The 10,453-nt window shown below is 45.0% G+C and carries 12 protein-coding genes and 1 pseudogene; 4 read left to right on the top strand and 9 right to left on the bottom strand.

What is annotated here, in order from left to right:
* Positions 1 to 73: 73 nt before the first annotated feature.
* Positions 74 to 244, top strand: a pseudogene (locus D7Y06_RS16655) (fibronectin type III domain-containing protein); the annotation flags it as partial.
* A 402-nt stretch (positions 245 to 646) separates the two neighbouring features.
* On the opposite strand, the gene D7Y06_RS16650 reads toward D7Y06_RS16655, so the two are convergent.
* The 6 genes from D7Y06_RS16650 to D7Y06_RS16625 all read right to left on the bottom strand — a co-directional run bounded on the left by D7Y06_RS16650 (position 647) and on the right by D7Y06_RS16625 (position 6,635).
* Complete coding sequence (locus D7Y06_RS16650) at positions 647 to 1,015, bottom strand: DUF1667 domain-containing protein (protein ID WP_120408877.1); 369 nt, start codon at positions 1,013 to 1,015, stop codon at positions 647 to 649.
* A gap of 3 nt (positions 1,016 to 1,018) precedes the next feature.
* Positions 1,019 to 2,287, bottom strand: a complete 1,269-nt coding sequence (locus D7Y06_RS16645; RefSeq protein ID WP_120408876.1) for an NAD(P)/FAD-dependent oxidoreductase — start codon at positions 2,285 to 2,287, stop codon at positions 1,019 to 1,021.
* Between the two features lie 4 nt (positions 2,288 to 2,291).
* Positions 2,292 to 3,737: an NAD(P)/FAD-dependent oxidoreductase gene (locus D7Y06_RS16640; RefSeq protein WP_120408875.1), complete on the bottom strand. Its 1,446-nt coding sequence runs from the start codon at positions 3,735 to 3,737 to the stop codon at positions 2,292 to 2,294.
* 198 nt (positions 3,738 to 3,935) lie between these two features.
* Positions 3,936 to 4,649: an MIP/aquaporin family protein gene (locus D7Y06_RS16635; protein ID WP_120408874.1), complete on the bottom strand. Its 714-nt coding sequence runs from the start codon at positions 4,647 to 4,649 to the stop codon at positions 3,936 to 3,938.
* Between the two features lie 24 nt (positions 4,650 to 4,673).
* Positions 4,674 to 6,170: a glycerol kinase GlpK gene (glpK, locus tag D7Y06_RS16630; RefSeq protein WP_120408873.1), complete on the bottom strand. Its 1,497-nt coding sequence runs from the start codon at positions 6,168 to 6,170 to the stop codon at positions 4,674 to 4,676.
* A 276-nt stretch (positions 6,171 to 6,446) separates the two neighbouring features.
* Positions 6,447 to 6,635, bottom strand: a complete 189-nt coding sequence (locus D7Y06_RS16625) for a hypothetical protein (protein WP_120408872.1) — start codon at positions 6,633 to 6,635, stop codon at positions 6,447 to 6,449.
* Between the two features lie 234 nt (positions 6,636 to 6,869).
* Between D7Y06_RS16625 and ahpC the strand changes: the two genes are divergently transcribed.
* The 3 genes from ahpC to D7Y06_RS16610 are packed head-to-tail and all read left to right on the top strand — an operon-like array spanning position 6,870 to position 9,116.
* Entirely contained in the window at positions 6,870 to 7,436 is a 567-nt protein-coding gene (gene ahpC, locus D7Y06_RS16620; RefSeq protein ID WP_120408871.1) for an alkyl hydroperoxide reductase subunit C, read from the top strand.
* Positions 7,433 to 8,107, top strand: a complete 675-nt coding sequence (locus D7Y06_RS16615) for a thioredoxin family protein (RefSeq protein WP_120408870.1) — start codon at positions 7,433 to 7,435, stop codon at positions 8,105 to 8,107. The genes ahpC and D7Y06_RS16615 overlap by 4 nt, the downstream gene beginning before the upstream one ends.
* 55 nt (positions 8,108 to 8,162) lie before the next feature.
* Positions 8,163 to 9,116: an SseB family protein gene (locus D7Y06_RS16610; protein ID WP_120408869.1), complete on the top strand. Its 954-nt coding sequence runs from the start codon at positions 8,163 to 8,165 to the stop codon at positions 9,114 to 9,116.
* 54 nt (positions 9,117 to 9,170) lie between these two features.
* On the opposite strand, the gene D7Y06_RS16605 is transcribed toward D7Y06_RS16610, so the two are convergent.
* From D7Y06_RS16605 to D7Y06_RS16595, 3 genes are all read right to left on the bottom strand, one after another.
* Positions 9,171 to 9,560: a thioesterase family protein gene (locus tag D7Y06_RS16605; protein WP_120408868.1), complete on the bottom strand. Its 390-nt coding sequence runs from the start codon at positions 9,558 to 9,560 to the stop codon at positions 9,171 to 9,173.
* Between the two features lie 66 nt (positions 9,561 to 9,626).
* Positions 9,627 to 10,142, bottom strand: a complete 516-nt coding sequence (locus D7Y06_RS16600) for an NUDIX domain-containing protein (RefSeq protein WP_158591393.1) — start codon at positions 10,140 to 10,142, stop codon at positions 9,627 to 9,629.
* A 13-nt stretch (positions 10,143 to 10,155) separates the two neighbouring features.
* Positions 10,156 to 10,443 carry a metal-sensing transcriptional repressor gene (locus D7Y06_RS16595; protein ID WP_120408866.1) on the bottom strand — a complete coding sequence of 96 codons (288 nt, stop codon included), beginning with the start codon at positions 10,441 to 10,443 and terminating at the stop codon, positions 10,156 to 10,158.
* Positions 10,444 to 10,453 lie beyond the last annotated feature (10 nt).

Below are 10,453 nucleotides of genomic sequence, written 5' to 3'. Positions count from 1 at the left end.
AATTTGCATATCCTAATTCTTACCAAAAAGGAGCCATTTATTTCCAAAAACACAAACTTATTTACACTACCAGTTAAAAAAATCTGTGACGAAAAAGACCACCAGCAAGACAAGCTATACCATTAAAAACCTGAAAAAAGGTAAAACCTACTATGTAAGAGTCCGGGCATACAAGAAAGACTCCGCAGGCAAGAAGGTATACAGCGGTTACACCAAGGTAAAGAAAATCAAAGTCAGCAAGTAAGTTTAAATACTTGAGACACATAAAAACAGGGAACGGCAAGAGACTGTTTCAAAATTTATTGAAATTCCAAAACTAATATAAGATTGTTGATAGTTACAAGCGGGCAAAGCCGGATTTTCTGGTTCTGCCCGCTGTTTGTATTATACAGGGATTTTTACCCCTGTCAATCCAAAACCTTAAAAATCCCCTTTACAGGTTCGGGTCAGATAATCGTTCCTTAAATAAATCTCCAACTGAGAACAAATCTGGCCCCAGTCCTAGCGGTGGTCTGTCCATTTTTTGTGATGTCCATCATTGCCAGCTTTGCCTGAATCCTGCCTTCCTTCTCCACAAAAAACACAGGCACAGGGAAAAGCAAACTGCTCTTTTCCCCGGCCTGTATAAATACGGAGTTTAATTTATCTAGCCAACTTTTTTTATATCCTTCGTAGCAATGATATTCACCCCGGTATCTGCGGCATTTGCCACAATCACATCCCCGATATGTACCGGCGCTTCCACTTTAATATCCTCAATGCTCTTCATAATATCCATAATTTTCTCTTTTGGAATATCATTCTGAGTTTTCACGGATACCATGGCAATATCCCCTCCTGTCACAGCTACGGTGCTGGTGACAATACGGGTTGGATGCGTCACTTCTTTTCTAGCGTAATCATCCCCGCGCTTGCAGGTATTGCCGCTTACGCTAAGCACTTCTCCGTTTTCCATTTCAACCCTAAGGGCGCAGCCTAAAGGGCAGCCGATACAGGTAAGATTTCTAACATCCATGATTTATGCCTCCTCTATTTTCACAGTAATATTTTCTAAACCGCCAAATGCTTCCAGTTCGGATTTTTTCAGCTTAATCTCTTCCATCTCACCGGGAGCCATAATAGGCCTCTTCCTGTGAATAATCTGTTTATCATTTAAATATGTGGTAATATAGCTGTTTTTGTAAACGGCACCCACACGGAAACGTACCACAAGCTCATCCTCCATACGGTTTACATGGATTGTCTTTGGAACGGTGTAGCGCACGCCGTCGGTGGCAATAATGGGAATCTCTTTTCCTGCCTCCCCCATGGTACAGTTATTCTGCACATATTTTGCCGCATTCTTTCCTGCTGCCGCTGCTTCCTCAGATACAAAGTCCACCAGGTCATGTACGTGGAGCACGTTGCCACAGGCAAATACTCCGTCGATGCTGGTTTCTAAGGACTCGTTTACGGAAGGTCCGCTGGTGATGGCATTCATATCCACGCCGATTCCCCTGGAAAGCTCATTTTCCGGAATCAGGCCGCAGGATAACAGCAGGGTATCACAGGTATAATCTTCCTCTGTGCCGGGAATCGGTTTTCCGTGATTGTCAACTTCCGCTAAAGTAATTCCCTCTAAGCGCTCTTTTCCCCGGATATCCACTACGGTATGGCTTAACTTCAAGGGGATTCCAAAGTCGTCCAGACACTGTACAATATTTCTCTTTAAACCACCGGAAAATGGCATTAACTCTGCTACAACCTTAACTTTTGCACCCTCTAAAGTCATACGCCTTGCCATAATCAGCCCGATATCACCGGAGCCTAAAATCACAACTTCCCGGCCCGGCATATATCCTTCAATATTTACCAGACGCTGGGCCGTACCTGCGGAGTAAACTCCTGCGGGGCGAAATCCCGGGATATTTAAAGCGCCTCTGGAACGCTCCCTGCATCCCATAGCAAGGACAATGGCTTTTGCCTGGATTTTAAATAAACCGTCGGTGCGGTTCATAGCCGTGATGGTTTTATCCCCGGCAATATCCATAACCATTGTATTTAATTTATATTCAATTTTCAGTTCTTCCACCTGGTCGATAAAGCGTTTTGCATATTCCGGCCCGGTAAGCTCTTCCTTAAATGTGTGAAGCCCGAATCCATTGTGGATACACTGATTCAAAATACCGCCTAACTGACTATCTCTTTCTAAGATTAATATACTGTCAATCCCGTTTCTTTTTGCGGATGCTGCTGCTGCAAGTCCCGCAGGACCCCCGCCGATAATTACGATATCATAGGAACTCATATTCTTATACCTCCTGTGCGCTCTTTTTGCTGTAACCCACTACCATATTGGATTTTCCGCCGTTCTTTGTAATCTCAAGCTGGGAAAGCCCCAATTCTCTTCCGATAATCTCCATGGTCTTTGGTGAACAGAAACCTGCCTGACACCGTCCCATTCCTGCTCTTGTCCTGCGCTTTACTCCGTCTAAGGATTTTGCACCTAAAGACCTTGTGATGGCGTCAATGATTTCACCCTCTGTCACTGTCTCACAGCGGCAGATAATATTGCCGTAAGCGGGTTTTTCTTTAATGAGTTTTGCATACTCTTCCTCAGAAAGTTTCTTCGGGTCAACAATCCCTTTTCTTGTGCCGTTGAAATCCGGGTTCTTTTCCGGTTTTAACAGGCCGCACACAATATCGGCAACCTTAATTCCGATGGCCGGGGCGCTGGTAAGTCCGGGGGACTCGATTCCTGCAGCGTCTACAAAGAAAGGAGCATCGCTAAGTTCCTCAATAATAAATTCATGGTTGTCTTCATGGGCACGGTTGCCGGAGAAGGATGTGATTACCTGGCGCACAGGAACGCTTGGAACACTTCTTGTGGCTGCCTGGCATACATGGGCAAGGCCCTGTGCCGTTGTGCTGGTGGATTCCGGATCGTCATGGTCGTCCGCTGTAGGCCCGATTAAGGTATTTCCGTGAACCGTAGGGGTCACAAGGATTCCTTTTCCATACTTGCCGGGAAGCTGGAATATGGTTTTACTTACCAGTCCTCCAGTGGTTTTGTCAAGGAGGCAGTACTCTCCTCTTCTCGGGGTAATGTGAATCTTTTTGGCGCTTACCATGTTATGGAATTTATCTGCATAGACACCTGCTGCATTTACCACGCATTTCGTGCGGATGCTGCCGTTATTTGTGGAAAGCTCATAGCCGCCTTCTATCTTTTTAATGGTTCTTACTTCTGTGTTAAAGCGGAATTCCACGCCGTTGTCATAGGCATTTTCCGCCATTGCAATGTTCATGCCAAAGGGACATACGATTCCGCCGGAGGGAGCATAAATTGCAGCAATGGCCTCATCGGAGATATTTGGCTCCATCTCGTGGAGTTCCTCTTTGCTTAGAATTTTAATATCGGGGATTTTATTATCGATTCCCTGCTGATAAAGCTCTTTTAAGTGGGGCATATCCTCCTCTGCAAAACAGAGAATTAAAGAGCCGTTTCTTTTAAATTCAAAATCCAGCTCTTTGGAGAGGGGCTCCATGAGCTCATTCCCCTTCACGTTCATCTCAGCCATTAAAGTCCCTGGTTTACAGTCAATACCGGAGTGGACAATGGCACTGTTTGCCTTGGATGTGCCGCAGCATACATCTTCCTCTTTGTCTATCACACAGATATTCAGGTTATAGCGGGAAAGTTCCCTTGCACTGGAACTTCCGGTAACACCGGCTCCAATGATTACTACATCATACATAGAATAGTCCTCCTAATTTTGTTTTTTATACAAGATGAAACAGCAAATTGTTTCACTTGTCGTGAAAAAGAGCCATGCTTTTTAGACATCGTTTCCGATGTATCCTGCATGGCTCTTAACTCTTACATTCATTTAATTTTTAGGTTTTATGTAGTTCCCTTTTGTAAAATGCAAGTGTAAAGTCAAGCACGAACAATATTACCATGGAATAACTGCATATAATCCAACTGCTGCTAATGCGCCAAGGATAGGTCCGATAATCGGAACAATAAGTCCGTATCCAAAGTTGGAATCGCCTTTTCCCTGAATGGGAAGCACAGCGTGTGCAAGACGGGGACCTAAGTCTCTTGCCGGGTTAATTGCATATCCTGTCAATCCACCAAGGGACATACCAACGGATACGATGATGCCGAATACGAACAGCTTATCTACGCCTGTTGACAATCCTGTTACATTTCCAATTCCCTTAATAGCAAATACTAAAACGAATGTACCAATGGCCTCGCTTAAGATATTCAGAGGCATATTGGGAACAGACGGGCCAGTGGAGAAACATCCCAGTTTGGAACCAGGATCTTCTGTGGCGTCAAACTGCTCTTTGAACAGGATATATACGATACATGCACCTAAGAAAGCTCCTGCTATCTGTGCTACAATATATCCGGGTACCATGCTCCATGCAAAACTGCCGTCAGCGGCAAGTGCAAGGGTAAGTGCAGGGTTGAAGGATGCGCCGGAAGCCTCTCCGAAAATAAATGCCGGAACCAAAACTGCAAGACCCCAGGCAAAGGTGATCTGAATCGAGCCAGCTCCCTTCATACCTGATTTGTTTAAAGTTACATTGGCAACAACACCGTCACCTAAAATAATTAGCATACATGTTCCAACAAATTCTGCAATATACGGTAACATAAAAATTCCCCCCTTAGTCTGTTTTTAGTCTTCTTTTGCCCAGTCAAATGCGTAAGTAACAGCTTTTTTCCACATTTTAACTTTTGCAGCGGTTTCCTCTACGGTAATCTCCGGTTGAAATGTGCGGTCGATTGCCCAGTTCTTTACAACATCCTCTTTGCTCTTCCAGTATCCAACTGCAAGACCTGCAAGGTAAGCTGCGCCCATAGCAGTGGTCTCCACGCAAACCGGACGGTTTACCGGAGCCTGGCTGATATCTGACTGCATCTGCATCAACAGGTTATTTGCACTTGCGCCGCCGTCTACTTTAAGGGCTGCAAGGTCAATGCCGGAGTCAGCTCTCATAGATGCAAGAACGTCATTTACCTGATATGCCAAGGACTCTAAGGTTGCACGGATAATATGATATTTGTTTACGCCGCGAGTAAGTCCTACGATGGATCCTCTTGCATACTGATCCCAGTATGGAGCGCCAAGTCCTGTAAATGCAGGAACAACGTAACATCCGTTTGTATCATTTACTTTTCTTGCCATGTACTCGGAATCCGGTGAGGAATCGATGAAACGCATCTCATCACGAAGCCACTGGATTGCAGCACCTGCAACGAAGATGGAGCCTTCCAAAGCGTAATTTACTTTTCCGTCTAATCCCCAGGCAATGGTAGTTACCAATCCGTTTTTGGAGAATACAGGTTTCTCGCCGGTATTCATAAGAAGGAAACATCCGGTTCCGTATGTATTCTTTGCCTCGCCTTCATTGAAACAGGTCTGGCCGAAGAGTGCTGCCTGCTGGTCTCCTGCTGCGCCGCCGATAGGAATGGGGCCGCCGAAATATTCCGGATTTGCATCCCCGTAAACACAGCTTGATGGTTTTGCTTCAGGAAGCATACATTTCGGAATGTTTAACTCTTTTAAAATTTCCTCATCCCACTGTAATGTGGTGATATTAAAGAGCATTGTCCTTGCTGCATTGGAATAATCCGTTACATGCACCTGGCCTTTTGTGAGTTTCCAGATTAACCATGTCTCAACGGTACCAAAGAGCAAATCGCCTTTTTCTGCTTTCTCCCTTGCACCTTCCACATTATCCAGAATCCATTTTAATTTTGTTCCTGAGAAATATGCATCGATGACAAGTCCTGTCTTCTGACGGAAAGTATCTTCAAGGCCTTTTGCCTTTAAAGAATCCGCATACTCGGAAGTCCTGCGGCACTGCCATACGATTGCGTGGTAAACAGGTTCTCCTGTGTTTTTGTCCCAAACGATTGTTGTCTCACGCTGGTTGGTAATTCCGATTGCACCAATGTCTGCAGCGGTTGCATTTACATTTGCCATAGCTTCTTTTGCAACTTCAAGCTGTGTGGACCAGATCTCGTCTGCATCATGCTCTACCCAGCCTGGCTGTGGAAAATACTGTGTAAATTCTTTCTGAGCAACACTGCACATTTCACCTTTCTCGTTGAAAAGAATACAGCGGTTGCTAGTGGTTCCGGCATCTAATGCCATAATGTACTTTGCCATGTTTTACCCCTCCATTTTTGTTTTTTTTGTTAAGTATCACGCATCTGATGAATTAAGTGTAACTCAATTTGTGCGAATTGTCTTTAGACAAAAAGGGAGAAGTGTTAAAATTTTTACATTTTGCACAATATGTAAAAATTATAGAAAAATTTGCAAAGAAATAGGCGAACATCTTAAAAACCGATGTCCGCCTGAGTGTAAGGGGGCTAAGTTAAAGTTTCAAACGGTCACCCCCCGCTGAAAATAGCAGGGTATTGACCCTCGCTGGAATAACGATTACTCTACGCAGTTCATGTCATTTAATCCGCAGGTCTTGTCTTCGTCATTGGTATCCCCGTTCATATTGTTTAATCCGTGGGACGGCTGCTCTCCACCGAGGCAGTTCATGTCGTTTAACCCGCAGGTCTTGTCTTCGTTATTGGTATCCCCGTTCATGTTATCAATTCCCAATTTCTTATCATCCATAATAAAATCCCTCCTGTTAATTCATTTCATAAAGCATTTTCAGATGCAACTTTATTATAGCCTGTAAAATTACAAATTACAATAAGTGAAAATGTGGAAAGCCTTCAAAAACAGGATATTTTTGACAGTTGAGAAAAATTGTACAAATTATTTGAAGGATTTCGATTTTTTTCTTGCAGTGTCCCCCTTCAATTATTAAAATAGGAGTATCAAAAAGAAAGCGAGGTATGTATTATGAATCATTTTATTGAAAAAAAAGTGGAACCTTTCTGCGTACAGGCATATCACAACGGAGAGTTTAAAGAAATTACGGAAAAAAACCTTTTGGGTAAATGGAGTATCTTTTTCTTTTACCCGGCGGATTTTACCTTTGTATGCCCTACGGAGTTAGGGGATTTGGCGGACCATTACGAAGAATTCCAAAAGTTAGGCTGTGAAATTTATTCCGTATCCACAGACAGCCACTTTGTGCACAAGGCATGGGCGGATGCCTCCGACACTATAAAAAAAATCCGTTATCCCATGTTAAGCGACTGCGCATGGAATCTTTCAAAACAGTTCGGCGTTCTTCTGCCGGAAGAGGGACAGGCTTTAAGGGGCACCTTTATTGCAGACCCTCAGGGAGTTATCCAGGCCTATGAAATCCACAATCTGGGCATCGGAAGAAATGCTGCGGAACTTTTGCGGAAACTCCAGGCAGCCCAGTTTGTAGCGGAACACGGAGATGAAGTGTGCCCGGCCAAATGGCAGCCCGGGGCAGAAACCTTAAAACCCAGCCTTGATTTGGTAGGTATGTTATGATAGCCCCGGGAACGATTCCGGAGGTGTCCCCCCTTTTGGATGAAGACATGCGAAAACAGATTGGGGATGTTTTTTCAAAATTACACCAGGATGTGTGGCTTTTAACTATCGTGGATTTAAAGGACGAAAAATGTGTGGAACTGGCATCTCTGTTAAAAGATATGGAACGCCAGGGTGAGAAAGTCCATGTGGAGCTCTACGAGCCGGGAGAAAACCTTTCCCTGGAAGAAGACCTTACAGACGGCGGCCATCTCCCCGCCCTGGGCATTTACCGGGAAGGCCATGTATACACCGGCCAGAGTTTTCTCGGCGTGCCCGGGGGAAAAGAGTTAAACTCCCTTTTGATTGCCCTATACAACACCGCAGGGACGGGACAGGCCATGGAGGATCAGGTGAAAAAACGGATTCAGGCAATTGACAAACCCGTAAATATCGAGGTTTTTGTCTCCCTCGCCTGCCACCACTGTGCCCAGATGGTTATCTCCTGCCTTAGGATGGCAGCTTTAAATCCCGGCATTAGGGCCCAGATGGTAGACGCCAATCTCTTTCCCGACTATGTGAAAAAGTACGGCATTGAGCGGGTGCCCATGACAGTGATAAATGATGCCCACACCCTGATGGGAGGAAAATCTTTAGAGGAAGTGCTGGATTTTATCGAAAAAACAGTTTAGTTTTTCCCCTCATTGTGGTATACTTTAAATACTATAAAAGTTTACGGAGCGTACCATGAATAAAGAAGCACAGAAAACAGAGCAGTTAATACAGATATACAAGGAAGACCCTGCAAAAGAAAATTTAAACGCACTGGTACACCAGGTGCAGAAAACTATTTTTCTAGTACCGGCAAACCTGCCGGACAACATTGACAAAGAGGCTTTAAAGCAGGAGGTAAAGGACAACCCCAATGAGAAAGTACAGCTTCCCGAAGGGGCGACACCCATTCCCTGCGTGTTAAAGAGCCCGGAGGGAAAAGTGTTTATCCCTGTATACAGCAGCCAGGGCCAGATACCAAAGGAACCGAAATTTGACTTTATTATGACCCTGCCCTTTTTGGCCTGCCTGAAAATGGCCCTAAATGCCAAAGCCCCCTGCGAAGGGGTTGCCTTAAATCCCTTTTCAGACAACCTTTTATTTAACAGGCCAATCTTAGAGGCGATTAGCAAGGACTATGAAGCTAAGGCAAATGCCAAGCAGATGAAGGTATCCCCGCAGCAGTATCATATTATGATGCGCCAGAAGGCGGAATTTCATGACCTTCCCCTCCGGGTGTTTAAAGAGGGCGCTCCCTTTATCCATCAGCTCTCTGATGAAAAGGAACCCCTGGTAAATGAAGTTTACCAAAACGCTTTCCAAAACCCGGGGCTTTATCCCTTCCGGGAAAGCGATTTTGAGGTGATGCCTTTAAATATCAATGAGGAACTGCTGTTAATCCGGCTGGATTTGCCGGAGGTAAAAGCACCGGCACAGCTATGCTACCGCATCTATATCACCCTGAATCCAAAAAACGAAAAACAAATCCACTATTTCACCATTGAGCGGGGCAAGGAAAAAGGTGAGCGGAACTTAGGGGCCATAGGCTCTGACGGGAAACATTACACCTTTGGGGAAGCTCCGGTAGAAGGGGCGGAAATTCAGCGGATTATGGATTTGCTGGAACAGGAAAAAGAAAAGACAAGTTAAAAAGAAACCGGATTTCTCTTTCTCAGAGAAAAATCCGGTTATCTTTTTGCATCCCTACTCTTTTAATTTGTCATCTGCTTTCTGCTGGAACTTGTCAGACTGGATAATAAAACGCTCGTGGGTTCCTGCCCCCACTTTTCCTTTCTCATCCGACACCTCCACATCAAACATAAGCCTTCTGCCCTCCACCTCAATCAATCTGGTGGTGCAAAAAACTTTCATTCCCACCGGCGTGGCGGAGACATGTTTGATATTTAAACTGGTGCCTACAGTGGCACACCCTTCCTCCAGCTCTGGTGCAACGCTTTTCCAAGCTGTCTCCTCAATCAGAGCTATCATGGCAGGGGTTGCAAATACCTGCAGCGTTCCGCTTTTTAACACTTCCGCCGTCTCTTTCTGTGTAACTGTCATTTCCTGTTTCCCCAAAATTCCTTCGCTTAACATATCTGCCTCCTGTTGTTTTTTCTGCATATCATCGTGATTACGAAGCATTTGCCCTTTTTATGTCACTTATTGTAAACCATCTAAAAGCATCGGACTGACTGCCTCCGTATAAATCTGTTTGTCAATATCCGTCATGTGAGAATACAACTGGGCAAGCTCCCGGTGATTTACAAACATTGCATCACAGACTTCCTCCTCCTGCAATTTTAAATCCTCCCGCTTAGCGTTGGATTCCACCAGAAACACCTGCATCAGTAAATGAAATTTGTCATAATACACTTGCCTTAAAAACGTGGCCTGATGGGAACAGACTACAATCCCTGTCTCCTCTTCTAGTTCTCTGCGCAGAGTCTCAATGGGTTCCTCCCCAGTTCTTGAACCGCCCCCCGGAAATTCCCACTTCCCCGCCATGCTTTTTCTCGGGCTGCGCTTTGTCACAAGGTAAGATTCCTTTACCCGTACAATGGCAGCCGCAGCCATCAGATATTCCCCCTCCTTTGGCTTTTCCCCCCGCACTAAGGTTTTGCCGGTTCTCTTACAGTTTGCGTCAAAAATGTCTGTAATCTCCCTTTTTTTACCCATCCGCATACCTTCCCTATTTCATGAACTTATCAATGGCTTCGTTTAACTCCTGGATTTTTCTGGCATCTCCCTCCTCCACCGCATGAACGATACAATGTTCAATATGGTCTTTTAATATGATTTTTCCTGTGTTGTTTAAAGCCGCCTTCACCGCCGCAAGCTGAACCAGCACTTCACTGCAGTCCTCCCCGTTCTCCACCATAGAGCGGACTTTATTTAAGTGGCCTCCTGCCTTTGCCAGGCGGTTCAGCACATCCTTTGTGTGTGCGTGGGAATGCTCATGGGCATGATTTTTCCCCAAATCCTCTTCC

Source organism: Roseburia sp. 1XD42-69 (assembly GCF_003612565.1).
GTDB lineage: Bacteria > Bacillota > Clostridia > Lachnospirales > Lachnospiraceae > Roseburia_B.
This window is presented reverse-complemented; position numbering and strand designations above follow the sequence as displayed.

Excerpts from the sequence above, each read along its gene's own strand:
- D7Y06_RS16640 (WP_120408875.1), bottom strand. The coding sequence starts at position 3,737 with ATGTATGATGTAGTAATCATTGGAGCCGGTGTTACCGGAAGTTCCAGT.
- D7Y06_RS16615 (WP_120408870.1), top strand. The coding sequence starts at position 7,433 with ATGATAGCCCCGGGAACGATTCCGGAGGTGTCCCCCCTTTTGGATGAA.
- D7Y06_RS16605 (WP_120408868.1), bottom strand. The coding sequence starts at position 9,560 with ATGTTAAGCGAAGGAATTTTGGGGAAACAGGAAATGACAGTTACACAG.
- D7Y06_RS16650 (WP_120408877.1), bottom strand. The coding sequence starts at position 1,015 with ATGGATGTTAGAAATCTTACCTGTATCGGCTGCCCTTTAGGCTGCGCC.
- D7Y06_RS16645 (WP_120408876.1), bottom strand. The coding sequence starts at position 2,287 with ATGAGTTCCTATGATATCGTAATTATCGGCGGGGGTCCTGCGGGACTT.
- D7Y06_RS16600 (WP_158591393.1), bottom strand. The coding sequence starts at position 10,142 with ATGGGTAAAAAAAGGGAGATTACAGACATTTTTGACGCAAACTGTAAG.
- D7Y06_RS16610 (WP_120408869.1), top strand. The coding sequence starts at position 8,163 with ATGAATAAAGAAGCACAGAAAACAGAGCAGTTAATACAGATATACAAG.
- D7Y06_RS16625 (WP_120408872.1), bottom strand. The coding sequence starts at position 6,635 with ATGGATGATAAGAAATTGGGAATTGATAACATGAACGGGGATACCAAT.
- D7Y06_RS16635 (WP_120408874.1), bottom strand. The coding sequence starts at position 4,649 with ATGTTACCGTATATTGCAGAATTTGTTGGAACATGTATGCTAATTATT.
- ahpC (WP_120408871.1), top strand. The coding sequence starts at position 6,870 with ATGAATCATTTTATTGAAAAAAAAGTGGAACCTTTCTGCGTACAGGCA.
- glpK (WP_120408873.1), bottom strand. The coding sequence starts at position 6,170 with ATGGCAAAGTACATTATGGCATTAGATGCCGGAACCACTAGCAACCGC.